Genomic DNA, 23,284 nt, shown 5'->3' on the forward strand with positions numbered 1-23,284 from the left:
GATCGTGGAGACCATGGTGCTCACGATCCTGTTCGCCGTCCCCGGCATCCTGATCCTGCTCGCGCTGGCCGCGACGCCGTTGTTCACGCTCTGGGACGACCGGGCTTCCCAGAGCGCGGCGCGGCGTCCACGGGACACGGAGGTGGCGATCCCGTCGCCGCGCGGGCCGGTCGACGCGGTGCTCAGGATCCCGGTGTCCCGCTAACCGACCAGGCCGTTCTCCCAGGCCCATGCCGCGACCTCGACCCGGTTCCTGGCGTCGAGCTTCGTGTGGATGTTCGTCAGGTGCGTCTTCACCGTGGACAGCGACACGAACAGCTCCGCCGCGATCTCGCCGTTCGTCCGTCCCCTGGCCACCGCCCGCACGACCTCGCGCTCGCGCGCGGACAACGGGTCGGCACCCGGTGCGACGCGCCGTGGCGAGGTCAGCCGTTCGAGCAGCCGCACCGTGATCGACGGGGAGACCAGCGCGTCCCCGGCCGCCGCGGCCCGGACGGCCTCGACCAGCAACCGCGGCCCCGCGTCCTTGAGCAGGAACCCGCAGGCGCCGGAGCGCAGCGCGTCGTAGACGTACTCGTCGTGGTCGAACGTGGTCACCATGACGACCCGCGGAGGCTCCGGGGCGGCCATCAGCGCCCGGGTCGCCTTCAGACCGTCCATCCCGGGCATCCGGATGTCCATGAGCACGACGTCCGGGCGCAGCTCCCGGGAGCGCGCGACGACGTCGGTCCCGGTGCCCGACTCGGCGACCACCTCGATGTCCGGCTCGTTGCCGAGGATCAGCCGGAACCCGGTGCGCACCATCTCCTGGTCGTCGGCGAGCGCTACGGTGATGGTCATGACGTGCCCTCCCGGACCGGCAGCCGTGCGCTGACCGTCCACAGGTGCGGACCGTCCGGGCCGGCCCGGAGCTCCCCGCCGAGGGCGGCCACCCGCTCCGCCATCCCGGCCAGCCCGAACCCACCGCGGACGATCACCGGCTCCTTGCGCTGCTCCACGCCGTCGTTGCGCACCACGACGAGCAGAGCGTCCCCGGTCATCCGCAGGTCGACCTCCACCGACGCCGCCCTGGGCGCGTGCCTGCGCACGTTGGTCAGCGCCTCCTGCACGATCCGGTAGCCGCTGGCCGCGACGCCCGCGGGCAGCACGGCGTGCGTCAGCCCGGGGTCCGAGCGCAGCGTGACCGCGCCCCGGCCGTCGTCGAAACGGCGGACGAGCTCGTCGACCTCACCGAGATCCGGTCCGGGCGTCCGGGCCGCGTCCGGATCCTGCTGGCCGCGCAGCACCCCGACCATGCTGCGCATCGCGCCGAGCGCGTCCGTCCCGGCGTGCTCGATCGACTCCAACGCGCGTCCCACCTCCTCGGGACGGGTGCGCGCGACGACGCCCGCCGCCTGCGCGGCGACGACGATGCCGGTCACGTGGTGCGCGATGACGTCGTGCAGCTCGCGGGCGAGCTCCATCCGCTCGGCGGAGCGGGCGTCGGCGAGCTCGGCGAGCCGCCGGGACCGCGTCTCGCGCAGCGCCAGCCCGATCGCGACCGTCCCGATCCAGCCCATCACCGACAGCGCGACGAACGCCGTCCCGGTCTGCCCGATCTCCGGCCGGACCAGCGGCGAGGCGACGATCGCGACGCCCGCCCCGAGGGACAGCCACAGCGCCTCCCGCCGGCCGGCCAGGCGCACCGCGGAGATCGTCACGACGGCCAGCGCCAGCTGCTCGGCGAACACGAGCGACGGGGCACCGAACGGGACCGAGACGATCGTGAACCCGACCGACACCGCGTAGGTGATCACGGCCGTCCGTGCCCGGCCGATCCGTCCGCGCAGGAGCACGAGACCGGCGACGAGTGCCCCGACGATCGGCTGACCGGCGGTGAGCGGCGGGTCGTACGCCCCGAAGACGACGTCCACGACCAGCCAGAACAGGTACGCGAGGACCTCGACGGGCGTCCGGATCAGGCGCAGCAGCCGGTCCAGGGGCCGCTCCTCTCCACGCCACACCTGGCCAGGCTAGTGCCGTGGGCTGGCGGACCGCCTCGGTCGAAGGGACGAGGCGGGCGTGCGGAGAATCCACCCGTGGTCCGAGGCGCCGGACGGTGTCCGACCGGCAGCGTTCCGAGGCATGGACGAGATCGAACGGATCGCGACGGTGTTGGGCACGCTCGCGTCCTGGACGGTGTGGGTGATCGGCCTGGGGGTGCTGGGAGCGATGGCGGCCCTGCCGCTGCTGGAGTCGTTCGCACAGTCGCGTGTGGACGGAAAGTGCCGGTGACCGCCGTCCTGTCCGGGCGCGGGCTCGGCAAGCGTTACGGGGTGACGACGGTGCTGGACCGCGTCGACATCGACGTCGCGCCGGGGGACACGGTCGCCGTGACCGGGCCGTCCGGGTCCGGCAAGTCGACGTTGCTGCACTGCCTGGCCGGGATCGTCGTGCCGGACGAGGGCGAGGTCTGGCTGGACGGCGAGCGGGTCGACCGGCTCTCCGAGTCGAGGCGGACGGCGCTGCGACGGGACCGGATCGGCTTCGTGTTCCAGTTCGGACAGTTGCTGCCGGAGCTGCCAGCGGTGGAGAACGTCGCACTGCCGCTGATGCTGGCCGGAGCGCGCCGGGGAGTCGCGCTCCGGCGGGCCGCGGACTGGTTCGGGCCGCTGGGCATCGACGGGCTGCAGGACCGCCGCCCCGGCCAGCTCTCCGGTGGGCAGGAGCAGCGGGTGGCGATCGCCCGTGCGCTCGTGGCGGGGCCTGCCGTCGTGTTCGCCGACGAGCCGACGGGCGCGCTGGACTCGGTGGCGGGCGGGCAGGTGATGGACCTGCTCACCGGGCTGGCCGTGGACACCGGCGCCGGACTCGTCGTGGTCACGCACGACGCGGACGTCGCGGCCCGGTGCCACCACACGGTCTCCCTGCGCGACGGTCGGGTCGTCGCCGGGGCACTGTCCACACAGGAAGCTTCGTGATCGGACTGGCGCTGCGGCTGCTGCGCCTCGGCGGGCGTCCGGCGTGGATCTCCGCCGGGCTGGTCGCGGGTGGTGTCGCCGTCGCGACCGGGCTGCTGTGCGTGGCGCTCGGCGCCCTGCACGGGCTCGACGAGCGCGAGTCCCGCACCGCGTGGCGCGCGCCCGCATCGGCGTCCGACGGATCGGCCGTCGCGCAGCTGCGCACCCGCACCGACGCGGTGGCCGGGCGGTCGATCACCGAGGTGAACCTCGTCGACCCCCGGCCGGGCGCGGCGCCCCCGCCCGGCCTGCCACGGATGCCGGCGCCCGGCGAGGTCTGGGTGTCGCCCGCGATGAACCGGCTCGTCGCGTCGCTGCCGCCGGAACAGCTCGCCGACCGGTACCCCGGCGCGGTCACCGGCGTCCTCGGCGACGGTGCGCTGCAGGATCCCGACGAGCTGGTGGCCGTCGTCGGGCGCCCGGCGGAAGACCCGGTGCTCGTCGCGCCGGGCTCGTCGGACGTCGTGCCGGTGGCCGGGTTCGACCGGCCAGCCCCGACCGACCAGCAGCTCGAGATCTACCGCCAGCTGACGATCGTCGCGGCCGCGCTCGTGCTGTTCCCGGCCGCGGGCCTGGTCGGCGCGTCCGCCCGGCTGTCCGCGACGCGGCGCCGGGAACGACTGGCCACGATGCGGCTGCTGGGGGCGTCGACGTCGCGGATCACGGTCGTCGCGGTGACCGAGGTGACCGCCGCGTCGGCCATCGGTGCGGCGGCCGGCGTGGCCCTGGAATGGGCCGCGGCGCCTGCGCTGGCCACGATCCCGCTCGCCGGTGGTGGCTGGTTCACCGACGACGTCCGTCCGTCGCCGCTCGTCCTGCTCGGGGTGTTCGCGGGAGTCACGGTGCTCGCCACGCTCTCGGCGGTTGGCGGACTGCGACGGGTCACGGTCGGCCCGCTGGGCGTCGTGCGCCGGTCCGGGGCTCAGGGCGTGCGGGCGATCCGGGTGCTCGGGCTCGTCGGGGCCCTGGTCGTGTTCGGCGTCGTGAGCGTCGCGGTGCACGGTACGGCCGTCGCGGTCGCGGGTGCCGTGTTCGCGACCGGCGTGCTCGCGCTGTTCGGCGCCGTCTGCCTGATCGGCCCGCTCGTCGTGCGTGCGGTCGGGGCGGTGACGGCCCGGCGTGCCTCGTCGCCGCACCGGTTGCTGGCCGGCAGGCGGTTGCTCGACGATCCGCGCGGGGCGTTCCGCCCGGTCGCCGGCCTGACGCTGGCCGTGTTCGTGGCGGCGTTCCTGGCTCCGCTGACCGCGGCGATCGCGAGTGCCGGTGGCGCGCCGGACGACCGCGTCGTCGTCGCGGTTCCCACCGCGCGGGCTTCTGCGGTGGCCGCCGCTGTCCGACCGCATCTCGGACCCGGTGCGGTGCTGTCCGTCCGCGCGGATCCGGGGGAGGACGACAGCGCCGTCGTGCCGGGTGACGGCGACGGTGGTACGGCCCTGTCGAGTTTCTCGACGTTGTCGGTGCAGGTCCCGCGCGACGACCTCGACCGCGTCCGCACCCTGCTCGACCGGGCGGTGCCGGGCACCCTCGCGCTGACCCCGGCCGACGTCGACCGTCAGGGCGCGACGTTCGCGGGGGACCTCGGGCGGGGTGCGACGGTCGTGCTGGTCGCGACGTTCCTGCTGGCCGCGACGGCGTCCGGGACCACGTCCGCGGCCCGCGTGCTGGACCACCGCCACGTGCTGCGGCTGCAACGACTGGCCGGGACGCCGCTGTCCGTTCTGGACAGGGCACGCCGGGCGGAGACGCTCACGCCGCTCGTCGCGAACGGGGCGATCGCGCTCGTACTGGGGTTGTTGTGCGCCTCGCCGTTCGCATCCGCGGTCGGTGCGACGGGCACCGGCGGGCTCGTCGTGTTCGGCTCGCTCCTCGTCGTGGGGACGCTCAGCGTGCTGGGTGCGACGGCGGCGAGCCGCCCTCTACTCGCGTCGGCCACCGAACCGGGCCGGGAGCGCGACCGCTGATCGCGGCCGCGCCCCGCGACCATGATCGGCAGTCGGGTCCCGATCGGGGCGGGAGACGGCCTCGGACAGGACGCGCCTGCCGATCACGAAACACTGGCCGGTCGACGGCCGGCGCCGGGATCAGCTCTTCGGCTCCAGCACGAACACGGGGATCACGCGGTCGGTCTTCTTCTGGTAGTCGGCGTAGGGCGGGTAGGCCTCGACGGAGAGGTCCCACCACTGCTCGCGCTCGGTACCGGTGACCTCGCGGGCGACGTAGGTGCCGGTCTCGGTGCCGTCCTGCAGCGTGACGGTCGGGTTCGCGACGACGTTGTGGTACCAGGCGGGGTGCTCCGGGGTGCCGCCCTTCGACGCGATCATGGCGTAGGCGCCGTCGTGCTCGACCCGCATGACCGGTACGTAGCGCTGCTTGCCGGACTTCGCGCCGGTCGTCGTGATCAGCACGATCGGGCGGTCCAGCACGGTGACGCCGTCGGTCGTCCCCTGCTCGAGGATCTTCTCGGTCTGCTCGCGCACCCAGTCGGTCGGGCTCAGTTCGGCCTGTGTCATACCCGGGGGAACCCACCACACGGGCGATCTAATCCGTGCATCCGAGTGATCACCCGCCGGGCGGTCCACGACCTGCGACGGACCACCTAGGGTCGTGGCCGCACATCTGAACACAGACACGCGGGAGCTCCGTCGCGCGGGGCTGAGAGGGCGATCCGTCCGGTCGCCGACCGCCGAACCTGACCGGGTAATTCCGGCGTAGGGAGGTCCGTCGTATGTCGACGTCGTTCGAACAGGTCACCACCGGAGCGATCCACGGCTCGTCGAAGGCCCATGTGGACGGTCCGGACGGGATCCGCGTCCCGATCCGCCGGATCGCGCTCTCCAACGGTGAGCACCACGACGTGTACGACACCTCCGGCCCCTACACCGACGACGACGCGCGGATCGACCTGCGGGCAGGACTCCCCGCGTTGCGCGCCGGGTGGGCCGGGGACCGGAGGGAGCATGTCACGCAGCTCGCCAGTGCGAAGGCCGGCGAGATCACACCGGAGATGCGGTTCGTCGCCGTCCGGGAGGGCTGCGCCGCCGAGCTGGTGCGCGACGAGGTCGCGCGGGGCCGTGCGGTGATCCCGGTCAACGTCAACCATCCGGAGTCCGAGCCGATGATCATCGGCAAGCGGTTCCTGACGAAGGTCAACGCGAACATCGGCAACTCCGCCGTGACGTCCTCGGTCGAGGAGGAGGTGGACAAGATGGTGTGGGCGATCCGCTGGGGTGCCGACACCGTGATGGACCTGTCCACCGGCCGGAACATCCACGGGACGCGGGAGCGGATCCTGCGCAACTCGCCGGTCCCGATCGGGACGGTGCCGATCTACCAGGCTCTGGAGAAGGTCGGCTCGGACCCGGCCGAGCTGTCCTGGGAGCTGTACCGGGACACCGTGATCGAGCAGTGCGAGCAGGGCGTCGACTACATGACCGTGCACGCCGGCGTGCTGCTGCGGTACGTGCCGCTGACCGCGAAGCGGCTCACCGGGATCGTGTCCCGCGGCGGGTCGATCATGGCCGCGTGGTGCCTGGCGCACCACGCGGAGTCGTTCCTCTACACGCACTTCTCCGAGCTGTGCGAGATCCTGCGCCGCTACGACGTCACGTTCTCCCTCGGCGACGGCCTGCGCCCCGGCTCGATCTCCGACGCCAACGACACCGCGCAGCTCGCCGAGCTGGAGACGCTCGGCGAGCTCACCCGGATCGCGAGGGCGCACGACGTCCAGGTGATGATCGAGGGTCCTGGCCACGTGCCGATGGACAAGATCGTCGAGAACGTGCGGCTCGAGGAGCAGTGGTGCGACGAGGCGCCGTTCTACACGCTCGGCCCGCTCACCACGGACATCGCGCCCGGGTACGACCACATCACGTCCGGCATCGGCGCCGCCCGGATCGCCGAGGCGGGCACGGCGATGCTCTGCTACGTCACGCCCAAGGAACACCTCGGCCTGCCGAACCGCGACGACGTGAAGACCGGCGTGATCACGTACAAGATCGCCGCACACGCCGCCGACCTGGCCAAGGGCCACCCGCACGCGCAGAAGCGCGACGACGCGCTCAGCCAGGCGCGCTTCGAGTTCCGCTGGCGCGACCAGTTCGCGCTCTCACTCGACCCGGACACGGCGCAGGCGTTCCACGACGAGACGCTGCCCGCGGAACCGGCGAAGACGGCGCACTTCTGCTCGATGTGCGGGCCGCGGTTCTGCTCGATGAAGATCACCCAGGACGTCCGGGACTACGCCGAGGCGAACGGGCTGACCAGCGTCGAGGCGATCGAGGCCGGCATGGCCGAGAAGTCCGGCGAGTTCCGCGACGAGGGCGGGCGGGTCGACCTGCCGATCAGCGGCTCCTAGAGCAGGGCGTCCAGATCCAGCGCGACGGGGAACGGTGTGGTGGCCGAGTAGGTCCCGGTCACCACACCACCGTCGGCGTAGCCGAACTCGCCGGCGAGGTGGCAGGCGAGCAGAGACACCGGCTCGGACAGGTCGACGATCCAGTAGTGCGGGATCCCGGCGTCGGCGTACTCGCTGCGTTTCACGACGTGGTCCGTCCGGACCGAGCCGGGGGAGAGCACCTCGACGGCGACCACCACCTCGCTTGCCCGGATGAACCCACGTTCCGCTCGCACGCGTCGCCGGGCCTCGCGGGTCACGACCACGACATCGGCCCGGCGGACCGTTCCGGGGGCGTCCGGCGGCGCGAGCTGGAGGTCGATGTCCGGTTCGGTCAGCGCCTCCCACTCCGGCGGGACCTGCCCGCGGAGCTGGTAGGCGATCTCCATGCCCGCGTGGATGTGATCGGGCACGGGGCCGGACGACATCAGTAGCTGACCTTCTGCGAGCTCGGTGCGTCCCGGTTCGGCTTCGCCGACGTCCAGGTACTCGGCGACCGTGAGTGGATGGGGAGGTGGGACCGGCCGCGTCGAGAAGATGCCGGATGCGGAGCGGACGGGCTCGGCGGACATGGGTGACCTCCTTGACATGCAGTGTCGCACGCACCCCCGACAGTTCCCGGCGCTTCGTCGTGGCGCGTTACCGTCGTGAACGGACACGACCGGAGCGGGAGCTCGCACCTCGGCGGGCTGAGAGGGTGGCCGTCCGCCGCCGACCGCGGTACCGGCCGGGTAATGCCGGCCAGGGAGGAACGAGCATGCCCGAACCGACCGTGGGGACCACCCCGCCCCGGGTGATCACGATCGCCGGCACCGACTCCGGCGGTGGCGCCGGCATCCCCGCCGACCTGCGCGCGTTCGCCGCCTGCGGCGTGCACGGATGCCTGGCGGTGTGCGCGGTGACCGTGCAGAACACGGTCGGTGTCACCGGCGTGCACACGATCCCGGCGGAGACGATCGCCGGACAGATCGGCGTCGTCGCCGACGACATCGGCGTGCAGGCCGCGAAGACCGGGATGCTGGCCAACCGCGAGATCATCGAGGCGGTCACGGCCGCCTGCGACGAACACGGGATCGGGGCGGGCGAGCAGGCACCACTCGTCGTCGACCCGGTGGCTGCGTCGATGCACGGCGACCCGCTGCTGGCGGGCGAGGCACTGGACGCCTATCGCGACGACCTGTTCCCGCGCGCCACGCTGGTCACGCCGAACCTGGACGAGGTGCGTCTGCTCGTCGAGACCGACGTGCACGACCGCGACGGCCAGTACGCCGCGGCGAAGGCCCTGCACGCGCTCGGGCCCCGGTACGTCCTGGTCAAGGGCGGGCACCTCGCCGAGGACGAGGACGGCTGCCTCGACCTTCTCTACGACGGCGCGGACTTCCTGGAGCTGCCCGGCCCCCGGTTCGCGACCGGCAACACGCACGGCGGCGGCGACACGCTGGCCGCCGCCGTCGCGTCCGGGCTGGCCCGCGGGCTGGACGTCCCGGATGCCGTCCGCTTCGGGAAGCGCTTCGTCGTCGAGTGCGTCCGGCACTCCTACCCGCTCGGCGCGGGCCACGGCCCGGTCTCTCCACTGTGGGCGACCCGTTCGTGGTGGGAGGAGGCCTAGACGGCTCGCCGTCCGCGGACACGTCGGGTCCGCGGAGGAGACGACGGACGAGCTGCGGCCGACCCGGACGTCGTGCGCGACGCGATGAACGCCGTCACCCGCGTGGTGGCCGACGAGCTGTCCCGCAGCGGCGTCCTCGTCGTCATGTCGGGTTTCGGCCGTTCGCGTGACGTCGGTGACGCGTCAAGCGGTTGCCGTTCCGTTTTCACGGAGAGAAGAGCGCGATATGTCCGCAGAGACGGCTGTCCTGCGACGGTACGTCGCCAGGGTGCGCCGGACGAGCCGCTGGTGAGGGCATCCTGACCTGCGGCGGATCGTTGAACGCGCGTATACGCTCGCGCTCGATGAGCATCTTGGGCACACGCGTTGTCCGAACCGAGGATCCGGTCTTCCTCACCCGGGGCGCGACCTACACCGACGACCTGACCGACGAGCGGCTGACCGGCGCGCTGCATCTCACGTTCGTCCGGTCCCCGTTGGCACACGCCACGATCACCTCGATCGACACCTCGGCGGCTCTCGAGTCGCCCGGCGTCGTCGCGGTCGTGACGGCGGCCGACCTGGGCCTCGCGCCCGCGCTGCTGTTCCCCGGGGCGAACCGGGCGATGACCCGCCCGTTCCTGGCGGCCGACACCGTGCGGTTCGTCGGCGAGCCGGTCGCGGCCGTGCTCACCGAGGAGGCCTACCAGGGCGAGGACGCCGCCGAACTGGTCGACGTCGAGTACGAGCCGCTGGACGTCGTCGTGGACCCGCTGGAGGCGGCGAGCGACACGACGCTGCTGTTCCCGGACGCCGGCACGAACACGGCGGCCGCCTACGGCTACGACGAGGAGGCCGACCCGCACTTCTTCGACGGCTGCGAGGTCGTCGTCACCCGGGATCTCGTCAACCAGCGCCTCGCCGCGGCGCCCCTGGAGTCGCGCGCGGCGAGCGCGTTCTGGGAGGGCGACCGGCTGACGATGTACATCTCGAACCAGAACGCGCAGGGCGGCCGCGACCAGATCGCCGGCTGGCTCGGCCTGGACGCCGAGAACGTGCGGGTCATCCTGCCGGACGTCGGCGGCGGCTTCGGCGCCAAGATCGGCTCCGACCCGGAGTTCGCGATCGTCGGCAAGCTCTCGAAGACCTACGGGCGTCCGGTCCGCTGGAACGAGAGCCGCTCGGAGAACATGACCGGCATGGTGCAGGGCCGCGCCCAGCGCCAGACGATCACGATCGGCGGCACCCGCGAGGGCCGGGTCACGCACTACCGTCTCGACGTCGTCCAGGACCTCGGCGCCTACCCGCGCCTCGGCACGTTCCTGCCGGTGTTCACGCGGATGATGGCGCCCGGCACGTACGACATCGACAACGTCGACTCGCGCGCCAAGGCCGTCGTCACGAACACGACGTCGATCGCGGCCTACCGCGGCGCGGGCCGTCCGGAGGCGACGGCGGCGATCGAGCGGGCGATGGACCTGTTCGCCGCCGAGATCGGGATGGACCCGGCCGAGGTGCGCAAGCGCAACGTCGTCGACCCCACGAAGTTCCCGTTCACCACGAAGGGCGGCGCGGAGTACGACTCCGGCGAGTACGCCCGCGCGATCGAGCGGGCGCTGGAGCACTCCGGCTACGACAAGCTGCGGGCCGAGCAGAAGGCCCGCCGCGAGCGTGGCGACGCCCGCCAGCTGGGTATCGGCGTCTCCTCCTACGTCGAGATCACCGGCGGCGGCGCGTACGTCGAGCACGCGTCCGTCGAGGTGCACCCCGACGGCACGGTCACCGTGCTGACCGGCACGTCACCGCACGGCCAGGGGCACGCGACGGCCTGGGCGATGCTCGCGTCCGAGCACCTCGGCATTCCGATCGACAAGATCACCGTCAGGCACGGCGACACGGACATCGTGCCCAAGGGCGACGGGACGATGGGCTCGCGGAGCCTGCAGACCGGCGGCATCGCCGTCGACCAGGCGTCCGAGAAGCTCGTCGAGATCGCCAAGCAGCGCGCCGCCGACCTGCTGGAGGCCAGCGTCGACGACCTCGAGGTCGACAAGGACCACGGGGCGATCACCGTGCGCGGCGTGCCGGACGCCAGGAGCATCCCGCTCGCCGAGCTGGCCGCCTCCGAGAAGCTCCAGGTCGACCACACGTGGGACAGCCAGAAGCCGACGTTCCCGTTCGGTGCGCACGTGTGCGTCGTCGAGGTGGACACCGAGTCCGGGAAGGTCACCGTCGAGCGGATCGTCGCCGTCGACGACGCGGGCCCGATCCTCAACCCGCTGCTCTGCGAGGGCCAGCGGCACGGCGGGATCGCCCAGGGCATCGCGCAGGCGCTGCTCGAAGAGGTGATCTACGACGAGGAGGGCCAGCCGCTGACGGCGACGTTCGCCGACTACGGCATCCCGTCCGCGGCCGAGCTGCCCAGCTTCGACCTGGTCGAGATGACCACGCCGACCTACATCAACTCGTTGGGCTACAAGGGGATCGGCGAGGCCGGGACGATCGGCTCGACACCCGCGACACAGAGCGCCGTGATCGACGCCCTTTCGCACCTCGGCGTGACGCACATCGACATGCCGCTGACCCCGCTGCGCGTGTGGGAAGCGATCAACGCCGCCTCGAAGGGAGATGCCTGATGAAGGTGGAGATCACCGTCAACGGCGAGCACACCACCGCCGACGTCGAGCCGCGGCTGCTGCTCGCGCACTACCTGCGGGAGAACGTCGGGCTGAAGGCCACCAACATCGGCTGCGACACCACCAGCTGCGGGGCGTGCACCGTGCTGCTCGACGGTGACGCCGTCAAGTCGTGCACGCTGCTCGCCGTCCAGGCCGACCAGCAGTCGGTGACGACGCTGGAGGGCCTCGAGGGCGCCTCCGAGCAGCAGCCGACGCACCCGGTCACGGCCGCGTTCCGCCAGGAGCACGGCCTGCAGTGCGGGTTCTGCACGCCGGGCATGGTCATGTCCGCGGTCTCGCTGATCGACCACGACCCGGACCTCGACGAGCGCAAGGTGCGGGAGGGACTGGAGGGCAACCTCTGCCGCTGCACCGGCTACCACAACATCGTGCGCGCGGTGCTCGTCGCGGCCGGCAAGGACCCGGACGCGGCGCAGCGGGCCGAGGCGGAGTCCGACGAGCTGCGCACCGCCCCGAACTTCTCCCGCGGGGAGGCCGGCGCATGATCCCCCTCGCGTTCGACTACGCGCGCCCGGACTCGGTGGACGGTGCGCTCGCGCTGCTCGCCGAGAAGGGCGAGGACGCCACCGTCCTGGCCGGCGGCCACTCCCTGATCCCGGTCATGAAGGTGCGTCTCGGCGCGCCCGAGTTCGTGATCGACATCGGCAAGCTCGCCGAGCTGGACTACATCCGGGTCGAGGGCGACGAGGTCCGGATCGGCGCGGGCACGAAGCACAAGGACCTGGTGACCTCCGAGGTCCTCGGCACGGAGTGCCCGCTGCTCCCGGCCGTCGCGCGCACCGTCGGGGATCCGCAGGTCCGCGCGCGGGGCACGATCGGCGGCTCGCTCGCGCACGCCGACCCGGCCTCCGACCTGCCCGCCGCCGTGCTGGCGCTGGAGGGCACCGTCGTCCTGCGCGGCCCGCGCGGTGAGCGCACGGTGCCGATCGGCGACTTCTACACCGGTGTGTTCGAGTCGGCGAAGGAGCCCGACGAGATGATCGTCGAGGTCCGGGTGCCGCGCACCGGCGACGCGGGCTGGGCGTACGAGAAGTTCACCCGCCGCAGCAACGACTGGGCGATCGTCGCGGTCGCCGTCGTCGGCAACAAGGTCGGGCTCGTGAACATGGGCCAGACGGCGCTGCGCGCCACCGCGACCGAGCGGGCGCTGGCCGACGGGCACTCGATCGCCGAGGCGGCCGCGCTGGCCGCCGAGGGCACCGAACCGCCGTCGGACAGCCAGGGGACGCCGGAGTACCGGAGGCACCTGGCCACGGTGCTGACCCGCCGCGCTCTGGAGACGGCCGCCGGGCAGCGCTGACGCCACCCGCACCGAACGAACGGCACCTTCGAGCAGTGTGATTGCTCGAAGGTGCCGTTCGTTCGTGCAGCGGCGGCGACGGGTGGGCTGATACCGGCCCGCGTCCGTCGGTGAAGGGGCCGTGAAACCGGGCTCGGTTACGTTTCACCGGTGAACGGCGTGCAGATCCTGCTCATCGTCGGTATCGGCATCGCGGTGTCGGCGGTCGCGGGGCGCAAGGGCTTCGAGTCCGGGATGGTCGTGGTGGTCCTCGCGGCCGCCGCGTCGTTCATCCCCGGCGTCCCGCGGCTGGAGCTCGACAGCGAGCTGATCCTCGCGCTCGTCATCCCGCCGCTGCTGTACTCGGGCGCACGCGGCGCGACCATGTCCTCGTTCGCCGCGAACCTGCGCCCGATCATCAGCCTCGGCGTGATGCTGGTGGTGCTCACGACCGGGGCGCTGGGGCTGATCTCGTCGTGGCTGCTGCCCGGGCTCGGGCTGGCCGCGGCGTTCCTGCTCGGCGCCGTCCTCGCGCCGCCGGACACGATCACGACGGTGTCCCGCGGCGACGAGATCGGCCTGCCGAAACGGGTCACGTCGATCCTGACCGGGGAGAGCCTGGTCAACGACGCGATCGCGCTGACGCTGTTCAGCATCGCCCTCGAGGCGGTGAACGGGCACGACGCCACCTGGGCGGGCGGGATCAAGGAGTTCGCGTTCAAGGCGGGCGTCGGTCTGCTGATCGGCGGCGTGCTGGCGGTCGCCGCGCTGTGGCTGCGCAAGCGGTTGCGCAACCCGACGCTGGAGACGGCACTGATCCTGCTCGTGCCGTTCACCGCGTACCTGACGGCCGAGGAGCTCGACGCGTCCGGGATCCTCGCCGTCGTCATGGCATCGTTCTCGGTGACGGCGAACCTGACGCTCGACCCGAAGCATCAGTACCCCGGCGGTTACCGCACGCGCCTGCAGGAGGAGGGCGTCTGGCAGGTGCTGGACTTCCTGCTCACGACGTTCGTGTTCGCCTACATCGGACTGCAGCTGAAGTTCGTGCTGACCGACCTGGCGGACTCCGACGGGCTGGTGCGGACGCTGGTCGCGGCCGGCGTGCTGCTGGCCGCCGCGATCGTGCTGCGACTGGTCGGCGTGTTCGGGCTGTTCGGACGCTGGACGCTGCGGCACCGGATGATCCACCGGCGTGCCGACCGCGATCCGCGCTACCGCGAGCGCCTCCGCCAGGTCGAGGAACGGCAGCGACAGCGTGGCGGTGAGCCGCTGGCGCCACCGTCCATGAAGGACACGCTGCTCGTCGGATGGACCGGCATGCGCGGGATCCTGACGCTCGCGGCGGCGTCCGCGATCCCGCAGACGACGGCGACCGGTGTCCCGTTCCCGGGGCGGGACGCCATCCAGGGCATCGCCCTGATCGTCACGCTCGGGACGCTGGTGATCCAGGGCACGACGCTCGGGTGGCTGGCCCGCGTGCTCAAGTCCGACCACACCGCGGACCGGGAGACGGCGGAGTCGATGGACCTGCTCGGCCGGGAGATCATCGCGTCGATGCCGTCGACCACGGACGCCGACTTCGACGCCCAGCGCCACGCGCTGGCCGTCGCGGTGCACGAGCACCGGCTGGACGAGGAGACGGCCCGGCGGATGATCGATGCCGTCGACCTACGCCAGGCCGCGGAGCGCACCAGGGACTGACCGGAGCTCAGACCAGGCCGGCGTCCTGCGCGGCGATCGCGGCCTGGGTGCGCGAGCGCAGGCCGAGCTTCGTCAGGACCCGGGACACGTGCGTCTTCGTGGTCGCCTCGCTGATCACGAGGTCGGCCGAGAGCTCCGCATTGGACAGTCCACGCCCGAGTCCGGTGAGGACGTCGGTCTCGCGGGCCGTGAGCTGCTCGAGCCCGTGCACCGCGCTGCGACGGGGCGCGCTCGCGTACCGCGAGATGACCCGGCGGGTGATCTCCGGGGCGAGCACGCCGTCCCCGCGCGCGACGGCGTGCACGGCCTCGCGCAGGCGCGTCGCGTCCACCGACTTGAGCAAGAATCCGGCCGCGCCCGCGGCGAGCGCGGCGTCCACGTAGTCGTCCAGGTCGAACGTCGTCAGCACCAGGACCTGCGCGGATCCGGCCGCCAGCACGCGCCGGGTGGCCTCGATGCCGTCGACGCCGGGCATCCGGATGTCCATCAGCACCACGTCCGGCTCGTGCTCGGCCGCGGCGCGCACGGCCGCGACACCGTCCGCAGCCTCGGCGACGACCTCGATGTCCGGCGCCGCGTCGAGGATCATCACCAGCCCGGTCCGGACGGCCTGCTGGTCGTCGGCCACCACCACGCGCACCATGCGGACATCCCAGCACGGGCCGCGGCGCCGCGCGTCCGTCGAAGGATGCACCTCACCGGGCGGGTGCGACGGCGGTCGCCGGGTTCCCGTCGAGCGCGGCGGCGATCCGGGGCGGGACCTCGTCGAGCGCGACGGGCAGGCTGAGCACCGACCCGAAGGACAGCGTGCCATTCACCGTGCTCGTCTCCGGCATCAGCACCATCCGGCCCTCGCGCGCGACCCGCAGCCCGCGCATCACCGGATCGCCTGCGATCTGCGCGGCCGCACGGTCGCCGTACAGCCCGACCAGCAGCACGTCGGCCTCCAGCAGGCCGAGCTGCTCGCGGGACAGCTGTCGCGGCGCCCGCTCGGGTCCGGTGAAGATCTGCTCGGTTGCGGGCGGCAGCGTGAACCCGAGGTCGACGAGGAACCGGGGTGCCGGGCCCTCGGCATAGGCGTAGTACGACCCGTCGGCGAGCACGCTGACGAGCAGCCCGGTGCGGCCCCGGAACGAGGGGTTCGCGTCCCGGGTCGTGGCGAACCGCGTGTCGACGTCGCGCACCAGCTGCGCCGCGCGGTCCGGGACGCCCAACGCGGCACCGGTCATCTCGGCGATCTTCTGCCACGGCGCGCCGTAGTCGGCGAACTCGCCGGGCTGCGCGATCGTCGGGGCGATCCCGGACAGCGTGCGGTAGTCGTCGGAGGTCAGGCCGCCGCTGGGGCCGAGGACGAGATCCGGGCGGAGCGCGGCGATCTGCTCGAAGTTCAGCGCCTCCACCGGCAGGACGGCCGGCTGGGCGTTCCCGGCGCGCTCGCGCGCCCAGGGCCACAGCGCACCCGGCTGCGTGCCGAACCATTCCCGGATCCCGACCGGCACGGTGCCGAGCGCGACGGCGTAGTCCTGGTCGGTCAGCCCGACCGTCACGATCCGGGTCGGCGTGCCGGACACGGCGGTGGTGCCGAACTTGTGCGCGATCGTCCGGTCGCCCGTCCCGCCACCGCCCGGTGTGCCGCAGGCGGTCAGGCCCAGCAGGCCGAGCGCTCCGGCGCCGCGCAGCAGGGTGCGCCGGTCGAGACGGACGGGGGACGGGGAGCCGTTCGTTGCCACGCCGGTGAGGCTAGCCTTTCCTGTCTCGGTGTCCGAAGTGCGTGGATCACACCGGTGCGGGTGCGCCGCAGCGGGGGAGCGACGCCTCCAGGGTCCAGCCGTCGCCGTCCGGGCCCGCGTGCAGCGTGCCGCCGACGGCGCCCGCCCGCTCGCGCAGACCGTCCAGTCCGGTCCCGGACGACATGCCGGACGTCGGCGCGGGACCCGATGTGGACGGTCCGTTCTCCAGCCGGACGACGAGTGCGTCGCCGTCGTGCCACAGCCCGACCGTGACCCGGGCACCCGGGGCGTGTTTGGCGACGTTCGTCAGACCCTCCTGCACGATCCGGTAGGCGGCGAGCTCGACGCCCGCCGCCGTCCACCCGTCCGCATCAGGGCGCTCGTCGCGGACCGTGACCCGCAGGCCCCAGGACCGCGCCGAGGCCAGCAGCGGGTCGAGCTGGTCCAGCCGGGCCGGCGCGGTGCGCGGCTCGTCCCCGGCGCCCCGCTCCTCCCGCAGCAGCCCGATCATGGTCCGCATCTCGGCGAGTGCCGACACGCTCGCGTCGCGGACACCGTGCAGCACCCGTTCCCGCAACGCCGGGTCGCCCAGCGCCGCCTCGGACTGCAGCGCGATCGCGGACAGCTGACCGGCCACGACGTCGTGCAGGTCGCGGGCCATCCGTGCCCGCTCGGCCGCCACGGCCTCCCGGCGGTCGCGCTCGGCCAGCTGCGCGGCCTGGGCGGCGCGGGCGCGCTCGACGTCGGCCAGGTCCCGGTGCCGCCGCACCTCGGAGGCCCAGAGCACCGGGACGGCCAGGAGCAGGAGGTTCAGGAACGCCTGCAACGCACCGCGTCCACCCTGGTCGACGAGCGCGGTCACGGTCAGCCCGGCCACCAGCAGGCCGCCGGCCAGGCACACCCCGCGGCTCACCGGCCGTCCGGAGTACAGCACGGCGCAGTAAAGCAGGTCGGCGAACACCAGCACCGTGGCCAGGTCGGTCACCCCGAGCGCGAACGGCCCGGCCGCCAGCGCCGCGGACCCGAGCGCCAGCCCGAGCAGCGGTACCTCCCGCCGGAAGACCTCACCGACGCATGCGAGAGCGAGCACCGCGACGAGCGGGCCGGTCGCGGGTTCGACGCCGGGCTCCCAGACGACCCGGACGTCCGGCACGACCCGGATCAGCAGCAGCCCGGCCACGAACATCCCGGCCGCGACGGCGGCGTCACGGGTCCACGGCGAACGGAGTACGGCGGCCGTCATCGGTCCATCCCAGCACGATCGGGCGGGACCGGCGTCCGTCGAAGGAGGTACGACGGGATCGGCGGCACGGCCGACGACGGCGGACCCGCCGGTGGGCACGCTCGGCGACCATGACCGACTTCGTGCGGGAGAACCCGCTGGTGCTGCTGATCGGCGCAGCGGAGATCGCGTTCTGGGTGTTCCTGGTGGCCGGGCTGACCGCGCGCTACCTGCTGCGGGCGCGGCGGCTGAGCAGCGCCCTGCTGCTCTGCGTGCCACTGGTGGACGTCGTGCTCGTGACGGCGAGCCTGGCCGACGTCGCGACCGGCTCGCCGCCGGGACCGGTGCACGGCGTGGCCGCGCTGTACCTGGGGCTCACCGTCGCGTTCGGACACTCGATGGTCCGGTGGGCGGACGTGCGCTTCGCACACCGGTTCGCGGACGGGCCGCCCCCGGCGCGCAAGCCGACCGGTGGACCGGCCAGGACCCGGTACGAGTGGCGGGAGTTCGCCAAGGCGGCGGTCGCGTGGGTGATCACGGTCGGTGTCACCGTCGCGCTCGCGGCCGTGGCCGGCTCCGGCGTCCCGGCCCCGGTGCGGTGGCTCGGCGACCCGCTGTGGTCGTGGCCGGCGCGGGCGACGGTCGCGGCCCTGATCTGGTTCGCCGTCGGTCCACTGTGGGCGACGCTGTGGCCGGGCGCCGACGACCGGGAGCAGACCGTCACACGTCGATGACGAGCCACCCGCCGTGGTGCTCGGAGACCGTGTACGGACGGCCGGTGCGCTCGCCGACGGCGGCGAGCTCGTCGAGGTCGAAGCGGCGGACGTGCCCCCACGTCGCGTTCGCCTCGTCCTCGAACGGGACGGCGACCACGGCACGACGACGGGCCAGGCGGATCATCTCGGCGACCACCTCGTCGCCCTCGGCGGGCGGCAGGTGCTCGATCAGGTGCACGGCCAGCACGGTGTCCGCGCTGCCGTCCGGGCGGGCGACCGCGCGCGCGTCCGCGACCAGCGTGTCCACCTCGGCGCCGAGCTGCGGCGCCATCCGGGACAGCAGCTCGACCGTCCCGCCGGTGAGGTCGGTGGCCGTCACCCGGTATCCGGCCGCGGCCAGGCGCAACGACAGGAACCCGAAGCAGCAGCCGAGCTCGAGCACGTCGTCGCCGTCGACGAGCTCATGGGCGCGCTCGTGGACGGGCTGCATCTCGGCGTTCGTCCCGCCCGGGACGGGCTCGCCGGCCAGCGCGTCGAGCGTGTTCCGGTAGAACGCCAGCCACGCGTCGTCCGGTGCGTCCGGGTCCTTCGCCGCCGCCGTCACGACGGCGACGAACGCCTCCTCGAACCGCTCGGGCGCCAGCAGCCCCGGCGTGACGAGCGTGGAGTCGAGCCAGCCCGCGAGGTCGTTGCTCAGCTGGTCGAGACCGATCATCTCCGGTGTCCTTTCGCCCGTCTCCCCATGACGGTAGGCGGGTCGGGGCGCCCGGTGAACATCCCCCGGCGACAACCGTCCGAGGCGGTGCCGGGCACCTGACCGGTCGGGCAGGGTCCCTCTCAGATCGTGCGGCGCAGGGCCGTCCGGTCCAGCGACGCGAGCGTCGGGTATCCGTCCACGGCCATCAGCAGGTCCGCCTCGGCGAGCATCGAGCGGAGCACGTGCACGATCCCGTCGGTCCCGCCGAGCGCCAGACCGTAGGCGTACGGGCGACCGACGCCGACGGCCGTCGCACCCATCGCGAGCGCCAGGACCGCGTCCGACCCGGAGCGCACGCCGGAGTCGAACAACACCGGCGCCGACCCGTCCACGGCGTCGACGACGTCCGGGAGCATCTCCAGCGCGGACAGCCCGCCGTTGGCCTGCCGTCCGCCGTGCGTGGAGACGTAGATGCCGTCCGCCCCGCGATCCAGCGCGCGACGCGCGTCGTCCGGGTGGCAGATGCCCTTGAGGATCAGCGGCAGGTCGGTGACACCGCGCAGCCAGTCCAGGTCGTCCCAGGTGAACGCATGCCCGAACGTCTGCGCCCAGTGCCCGACGGCGGCCATCGGGTTCGTCTCCGGCTCCTGGTCCAGCCGGGAGCGGAAGACCGGGTCGGAGAAGTAGTTCGCCACGCAGTGCCCGCGCAGCTGCGGGAAGTTCGCCGTGGCCAGGTCGCGCGGGCGCCAGCCGGTGACCCACGTGTCCAGCGTGACCACGATCGCCCGGTATCCGGACGTCGAGGCGCGCCGGACCAGGCTCTCGGCCAGCTCGCGGTCCTTCGGCGTGTACAGCTGGAAGATGCCGGGCGTCTCGCCGAGCTCGGCCGCGACGTCCTCCATCGGGTCCACGGTCAGCGTGGACGCGACCATCGGGACGCCGGTCCGCGCGGCCGCCCTTGCCGTCGCGAGGTCGCCGTGCCCGTCCTGCGCGCAGAGGCCGATCACGCCGATCGGGGCCATGAACAGCGGCGTCGGCAGCGACATCCCGCAGAACGTGACGCGCAGGTCCCGCTCGGTGGCGCCGACCATCATCCGCGGGACCAGGCCCCACTTCGAGAACGCGTCGGCGTTCGCGCGCTGGGTGCGCTCGTCACCCGCGCCACCGGCCACATAGGACCAGATCGACGGCGGCAGCGCGAGCTCGGCACGACGCTCCAGCTCGTCGAACGTCATCGGGTAGGGCGGCACCCGCCCGCCGAGCCCGGCTCCGTAGATCTCCAGCTGGTAGTCGCCGTACGCCCGCTCCGCCATGCCCGCATCCTGCCCCAGGCGGAACCTCCCGGACACGAAGACAGGGGTGGGTCAGCGCCCGATCAGGCTCTCCGCCATCTCGTTCGTCGTGTTCTCCAGGCCGGACAGGTCGCGCACGACCCGTACGCGGTCGCAGTGCTCCGCGTACTGCGGCAGGTCACACCGGCCAAGGCCCCACGAGTAGCGCGGCTCCGGCGTCAGCCAGATCGTCTCCCTGGCCCGCCGTGTGATCTCGACGAACGCCTCCATGTTCGGGTCGTTCCCGTTGCCGCGGCCGTCGCCGAGGATCAGCACGGTCGTGCGACGGGTGACGGCGGAACCGTGCTCCTCCAGGAACTGCCCGAACGCCAGGCCGTAGTGCGAGTTCGCGTCCACGTCGAGCTGGTCCCCACCGAAGATCAGCCCGAGCGCGTGCTCGACCGGGTGGTCGGAGAACAGGTCGGTCACCTCGACCATGTCGGCCACGAACGCGAACGAGCGCACCTGCCCGAACAGGTCCTGCAGGCCGTGCACCAGATGCAGCGTGAACCGCGCGGTCGCCCGCACCGACAGCGACACGTCGGCCAGCACGACCAGCCGCGGCTTGTCCTCCATGCGTTGCACCGTGACCGGGTTGAACGGCACGCCGTCGTAGCGCATGTTCCTGCGCATCGTGCGCCCGGAGTCGATCCGGCCGCGTGGCGACACCCGGCGCCGGTGGGTCAGGGCGCCGTGCAGCGACTTCGCGAGCCTGCGCAGCGAGTCCTCCAGCTGCATCCGCTCGGTCTCCGACGCCCGGTCGACCTCGGCGACCCGCTCGCCGTCGTCGTCGTGGCCCTCGACGATCCGCTGCTCGATCTCCAGCAGCTTCTCGAGGTGCTTCTTGATCGCCTCCGGCAGACCCTCCAGCACGCCGGTCAGCCTGCGCCGCAACGCCGCCGCGTCGTCCTCGGTGCCCTGCTCGCTCTCGAGCAGGTCCTCCTCGGAGTTCAGCCACCCGAGCAGCGCGTCCTGCTGGGCGACCGAGAGATCGGCGTCGACCTGAGTGCCGGCCTGCTGCGAGATGTCACCGGGCAGCCCGCCGCCGGAGAACCGCTCGGTCTCGATCTGGACGCGCTGGCCCTCTGTGACGTCCGCGTTCTCGGGGTTGTCCTTGGACAGCACGATCTCGTCGGTCATCGCGGCCAGGTCGATCTTGTTGGCCTCCTGGTGCAGGTTGTACTGCTCGGCCAGGTCCTCCGGGTCGAAGAAGTCCCGGATGTCGACCGGCGCGCCGTGGTCGTGGCCCTGTTCCGGCGTCTCGCTCGGCTCCTCGGACAGCGTGAAGTCGTCCAGCGGGGTGTCGTCGGTCATGTCCCCGTGGCCGTGCCCGTGGCCGTGCCCCGTGTCGTCCTCGCCGACCTTGACCAGCGAGAAGAACAGGTCGAACACCTCGTCGAACGTGCTCTCGTCACGCCGGTCCTTGACCAGGGCGACGCGCAGGGCCTCCTTGAGCACGGCCTTGTCGCTCATCACGCCCGGCTGGGCGGCGCACCGCATCGCGTCCACGGCCTCGGAGACCGAGATCCGCACCGCGCGCAGCCGCAGCAGCCGGACGAAGCGGTGGATGCTCGCTTCCACGCCGACCTCAGACCGGGCGCCTGCGGGTGCCGCCGAACGAGCGCGAGCCCTGCCCGGACGTCACCGCCCGCGGCTTCGTGCCCCCGCCCGCCGCCGTGATGCCGCCGTAGATCGGGTGCCGGCCGGCCTCGTCCTTCGCCGCACGCTTCGCGACGCCGTCGACGTCACCGTCGTCCGGGTCGTCGTCGTGCGAGCGGGTGGAACGGGCGGGCTTCTCGTCGTGCGAGTGGTCGCCGTCGTGTCCGTGTCCGTGACCGTGGCCGTGGCCGTGGTCGTCGACCACGGCGTTCGGATCGACCAGGCCGGGCAGCGCGTCGAGCGCCTTCTTGACGTCCTTGTCGTACTTGACGACGACGGAGACGGTGTCCGAGAGGACCTGCGTGTTCAGCGAGTCGACACCGAGCACGGCGAGCGTGCGGGCCCAGTCGATCGTCTCGGAGATCGACGGCGCCTTGCGCAGCTCCAGCTCGCGCAGTCCACGCACGACCGAGACGAGCTCCTCGGCCAGAGCGTCGGTCAGGCCGGTCTTCTTCGACCGGACGATCTCCAGCTCGCGCGACGCGGCCGGGTAGTCCAGGAACAGGTGCAGGCAGCGGCGCTTGAGCGCGGCCGCGAGGTCACGCGTGTTGTTCGAGGTCAGCAGCACGTACGGGCGCTGCTTGGCGGAGAACGTCCCGACCTCGGGAACCGAGATCTGGAACTCGCCGAGCGTCTCCAGCAGGACCGCCTCGAGGGCTTCGTCCGCCCGGTCCACCTCGTCGATCAGCAGGACGCAGGGCTCCTCGGAGCGGATCGCCTCGAGCAGCGGGCGCGGCGCGAGGAAGCGCTCGGAGAAGAACACGCTGTCCTGCTCGCCGACCCGCTCGACCGCGGTGGCCAGGTCGGGCGCGTCCTCGACGACCTGCCCGATCTTCTCGCGCAGGATCTGCGTGTACATGAGCTGCTTGCCGTAGTCCCACTCGTACAGGGCCTTGGTCTCGTCCTGGCCCTCGTAGCACTGCAGACGCAGGAAGCGGCGGCCGGTGGCCAGCGCGAGCATCTTCGCCAGCTCGGTCTTGCCGACGCCGGCGGGCCCCTCCAGCAGCAGCGGCTTGTCCAGCCGTGTGAGCAGGAACACAGTGGTCGCGAGCCGGGTGTCGGCGATGTAGCCGTGCTCGCGGAGCGCCTCGACCACCTGGTCGACGGACTCGAACGGACCGTCGCCGTCGGTGGGGGTGCTCACGGGGTTCACTGCGTCGGACACGTACTTCTCCTTCCGGGCCGCACGGGAGACGAAGTGCGGCAGGGCATCGGTGCCGGCGCTCGCAGACGTTCGACTGCCGGCTTCGATCGGCGGACACCGACC

General features: G+C 72.6%; 22 protein-coding genes. 11 read left to right on the forward strand and 11 right to left on the reverse strand.

Annotation, left to right across the window (positions count from 1 at the left end; translation table 11 throughout):
• Positions 1-13 precede the first annotated feature (13 nt).
• A complete protein-coding gene (locus EV378_RS20050; protein ID WP_132428580.1) occupies positions 14-205 on the forward strand; it encodes a hypothetical protein in 192 nt (63 codons plus the stop codon).
• On the opposite strand, the gene EV378_RS20055 is transcribed toward EV378_RS20050, so the two are convergent.
• Both EV378_RS20055 and EV378_RS20060 read right to left on the reverse strand, forming a co-directional pair.
• Positions 202-840 carry a response regulator gene (locus EV378_RS20055; RefSeq protein WP_132428582.1) on the reverse strand — a complete coding sequence of 213 codons (639 nt, stop codon included), beginning with the start codon at positions 838-840 and terminating at the stop codon, positions 202-204. The genes EV378_RS20050 and EV378_RS20055 overlap by 4 nt on opposite strands.
• Positions 837-2,003, reverse strand: a complete 1,167-nt coding sequence (locus EV378_RS20060; RefSeq protein ID WP_132428584.1) for a sensor histidine kinase — start codon at positions 2,001-2,003, stop codon at positions 837-839. Before EV378_RS20060 ends, EV378_RS20055 begins: the two co-directional genes overlap by 4 nt.
• Before the next feature lie 121 nt (positions 2,004-2,124).
• Between EV378_RS20060 and EV378_RS35415 the strand changes: the two genes are divergently transcribed.
• The 3 genes from EV378_RS35415 to EV378_RS20070 are packed head-to-tail and all read left to right on the forward strand — an operon-like array spanning position 2,125 to position 4,960.
• A complete protein-coding gene (locus EV378_RS35415) occupies positions 2,125-2,274 on the forward strand; it encodes a hypothetical protein (RefSeq protein WP_165922402.1) in 150 nt (49 codons plus the stop codon).
• Positions 2,271-2,960 (forward strand): ABC transporter ATP-binding protein, encoded by a 690-nt coding sequence (locus EV378_RS20065; protein ID WP_132428586.1) that lies wholly within the window; start codon positions 2,271-2,273, stop codon positions 2,958-2,960. Before EV378_RS35415 ends, EV378_RS20065 begins: the two co-directional genes overlap by 4 nt.
• Positions 2,957-4,960, forward strand: coding sequence for an FtsX-like permease family protein (locus EV378_RS20070; protein WP_132428588.1), 2,004 nt, complete (start codon positions 2,957-2,959; stop codon positions 4,958-4,960). The genes EV378_RS20065 and EV378_RS20070 overlap by 4 nt, the downstream gene beginning before the upstream one ends.
• Before the next feature lie 120 nt (positions 4,961-5,080).
• Here EV378_RS20070 and EV378_RS20075 read toward each other — a convergent pair whose 3' ends face one another.
• Complete coding sequence (locus EV378_RS20075) at positions 5,081-5,509, reverse strand: nitroreductase family deazaflavin-dependent oxidoreductase (protein ID WP_132428590.1); 429 nt, start codon at positions 5,507-5,509, stop codon at positions 5,081-5,083.
• A gap of 215 nt (positions 5,510-5,724) precedes the next feature.
• On the opposite strand from EV378_RS20075, the gene thiC reads away from it, so the two are divergent.
• Positions 5,725-7,353, forward strand: a complete 1,629-nt coding sequence (gene thiC, locus EV378_RS20080; RefSeq protein WP_132428592.1) for a phosphomethylpyrimidine synthase ThiC — start codon at positions 5,725-5,727, stop codon at positions 7,351-7,353.
• Here thiC and EV378_RS20085 read toward each other — a convergent pair.
• Positions 7,350-7,964, reverse strand: a complete 615-nt coding sequence (locus EV378_RS20085; RefSeq protein WP_132428594.1) for a Uma2 family endonuclease — start codon at positions 7,962-7,964, stop codon at positions 7,350-7,352. The genes thiC and EV378_RS20085 overlap by 4 nt on opposite strands.
• Before the next feature lie 185 nt (positions 7,965-8,149).
• On the opposite strand from EV378_RS20085, the gene thiD reads away from it, so the two are divergent.
• From thiD to EV378_RS20110, 5 genes are all read left to right on the forward strand, one after another.
• Positions 8,150-9,001, forward strand: coding sequence for a bifunctional hydroxymethylpyrimidine kinase/phosphomethylpyrimidine kinase (gene thiD, locus EV378_RS20090; RefSeq protein ID WP_132428596.1), 852 nt, complete (start codon positions 8,150-8,152; stop codon positions 8,999-9,001).
• A 344-nt stretch (positions 9,002-9,345) separates the two neighbouring features.
• Positions 9,346-11,616, forward strand: a complete 2,271-nt coding sequence (locus tag EV378_RS20095) for a xanthine dehydrogenase family protein molybdopterin-binding subunit (RefSeq protein ID WP_132428598.1) — start codon at positions 9,346-9,348, stop codon at positions 11,614-11,616.
• Positions 11,616-12,164: a (2Fe-2S)-binding protein gene (locus EV378_RS20100; protein WP_132428600.1), complete on the forward strand. Its 549-nt coding sequence runs from the start codon at positions 11,616-11,618 to the stop codon at positions 12,162-12,164. Before EV378_RS20095 ends, EV378_RS20100 begins: the two co-directional genes overlap by 1 nt.
• Positions 12,161-12,979 carry an FAD binding domain-containing protein gene (locus EV378_RS20105; RefSeq protein WP_132428602.1) on the forward strand — a complete coding sequence of 273 codons (819 nt, stop codon included), beginning with the start codon at positions 12,161-12,163 and terminating at the stop codon, positions 12,977-12,979. Before EV378_RS20100 ends, EV378_RS20105 begins: the two co-directional genes overlap by 4 nt.
• Positions 12,980-13,129: 150 nt before the next feature.
• The gene (locus EV378_RS20110) at positions 13,130-14,662 is read left to right on the forward strand and encodes a cation:proton antiporter (RefSeq protein WP_132428604.1); all 1,533 of its coding nucleotides are present in this window, start codon (positions 13,130-13,132) and stop codon (positions 14,660-14,662) included.
• 7 nt (positions 14,663-14,669) lie between these two features.
• On the opposite strand, the gene EV378_RS20115 is transcribed toward EV378_RS20110, so the two are convergent.
• The 3 genes from EV378_RS20115 to EV378_RS20125 are packed head-to-tail and all read right to left on the reverse strand — an operon-like array spanning position 14,670 to position 17,635.
• A complete protein-coding gene (locus tag EV378_RS20115) occupies positions 14,670-15,305 on the reverse strand; it encodes a response regulator (protein ID WP_132428606.1) in 636 nt (211 codons plus the stop codon).
• A gap of 52 nt (positions 15,306-15,357) precedes the next feature.
• Positions 15,358-16,392 (reverse strand): ABC transporter substrate-binding protein, encoded by a 1,035-nt coding sequence (locus EV378_RS20120; protein WP_132428608.1) that lies wholly within the window; start codon positions 16,390-16,392, stop codon positions 15,358-15,360.
• A gap of 46 nt (positions 16,393-16,438) precedes the next feature.
• On the reverse strand, positions 16,439-17,635 hold the full coding sequence (locus EV378_RS20125; RefSeq protein WP_132428610.1) for a sensor histidine kinase: 1,197 nt from the start codon (positions 17,633-17,635) through the stop codon (positions 16,439-16,441).
• 110 nt (positions 17,636-17,745) lie between these two features.
• On the opposite strand from EV378_RS20125, the gene EV378_RS20130 reads away from it, so the two are divergent.
• Positions 17,746-18,348, forward strand: a complete 603-nt coding sequence (locus EV378_RS20130) for a hypothetical protein (RefSeq protein ID WP_132428612.1) — start codon at positions 17,746-17,748, stop codon at positions 18,346-18,348.
• Here EV378_RS20130 and mftM read toward each other — a convergent pair.
• The 4 genes from mftM to EV378_RS20150 form a co-directional block, all read right to left on the reverse strand.
• Complete coding sequence (gene mftM, locus EV378_RS20135) at positions 18,335-19,045, reverse strand: mycofactocin oligosaccharide methyltransferase MftM (RefSeq protein WP_132428614.1); 711 nt, start codon at positions 19,043-19,045, stop codon at positions 18,335-18,337. The two genes, EV378_RS20130 and mftM, sit on opposite strands and share 14 nt — an antisense overlap.
• 122 nt (positions 19,046-19,167) lie before the next feature.
• Positions 19,168-20,340 (reverse strand): alpha-hydroxy-acid oxidizing protein, encoded by a 1,173-nt coding sequence (locus EV378_RS20140; RefSeq protein ID WP_132428616.1) that lies wholly within the window; start codon positions 20,338-20,340, stop codon positions 19,168-19,170.
• Between the two features lie 51 nt (positions 20,341-20,391).
• Positions 20,392-21,939: a VWA domain-containing protein gene (locus tag EV378_RS20145; protein WP_132428618.1), complete on the reverse strand. Its 1,548-nt coding sequence runs from the start codon at positions 21,937-21,939 to the stop codon at positions 20,392-20,394.
• Between the two features lie 7 nt (positions 21,940-21,946).
• Positions 21,947-23,182 carry an AAA family ATPase gene (locus EV378_RS20150; protein ID WP_132428620.1) on the reverse strand — a complete coding sequence of 412 codons (1,236 nt, stop codon included), beginning with the start codon at positions 23,180-23,182 and terminating at the stop codon, positions 21,947-21,949.
• Positions 23,183-23,284 lie beyond the last annotated feature (102 nt).

The sequence above is a fragment of the Pseudonocardia endophytica genome, assembly GCF_004339565.1.
GTDB lineage: Bacteria > Actinomycetota > Actinomycetes > Mycobacteriales > Pseudonocardiaceae > Pseudonocardia > Pseudonocardia endophytica.

Coding starts and splice junctions, on each gene's coding strand:
- mftM (WP_132428614.1), bottom strand. CDS start 19,045: ATGATCGGTCTCGACCAGCTGAGCAACGACCTCGCGGGCTGGCTCGAC.
- thiD (WP_132428596.1), top strand. CDS start 8,150: ATGCCCGAACCGACCGTGGGGACCACCCCGCCCCGGGTGATCACGATC.
- EV378_RS20085 (WP_132428594.1), bottom strand. CDS start 7,964: ATGTCCGCCGAGCCCGTCCGCTCCGCATCCGGCATCTTCTCGACGCGG.
- EV378_RS20125 (WP_132428610.1), bottom strand. CDS start 17,635: ATGACGGCCGCCGTACTCCGTTCGCCGTGGACCCGTGACGCCGCCGTC.
- EV378_RS35415 (WP_165922402.1), top strand. CDS start 2,125: ATGGACGAGATCGAACGGATCGCGACGGTGTTGGGCACGCTCGCGTCC.
- EV378_RS20115 (WP_132428606.1), bottom strand. CDS start 15,305: ATGGTGCGCGTGGTGGTGGCCGACGACCAGCAGGCCGTCCGGACCGGG.
- EV378_RS20105 (WP_132428602.1), top strand. CDS start 12,161: ATGATCCCCCTCGCGTTCGACTACGCGCGCCCGGACTCGGTGGACGGT.
- EV378_RS20100 (WP_132428600.1), top strand. CDS start 11,616: ATGAAGGTGGAGATCACCGTCAACGGCGAGCACACCACCGCCGACGTC.
- EV378_RS20075 (WP_132428590.1), bottom strand. CDS start 5,509: ATGACACAGGCCGAACTGAGCCCGACCGACTGGGTGCGCGAGCAGACC.
- EV378_RS20140 (WP_132428616.1), bottom strand. CDS start 20,340: ATGGCGGAGCGGGCGTACGGCGACTACCAGCTGGAGATCTACGGAGCC.
- thiC (WP_132428592.1), top strand. CDS start 5,725: ATGTCGACGTCGTTCGAACAGGTCACCACCGGAGCGATCCACGGCTCG.
- EV378_RS20095 (WP_132428598.1), top strand. CDS start 9,346: ATGAGCATCTTGGGCACACGCGTTGTCCGAACCGAGGATCCGGTCTTC.
- EV378_RS20055 (WP_132428582.1), bottom strand. CDS start 840: ATGACCATCACCGTAGCGCTCGCCGACGACCAGGAGATGGTGCGCACC.
- EV378_RS20050 (WP_132428580.1), top strand. CDS start 14: ATGGTGCTCACGATCCTGTTCGCCGTCCCCGGCATCCTGATCCTGCTC.
- EV378_RS20130 (WP_132428612.1), top strand. CDS start 17,746: ATGACCGACTTCGTGCGGGAGAACCCGCTGGTGCTGCTGATCGGCGCA.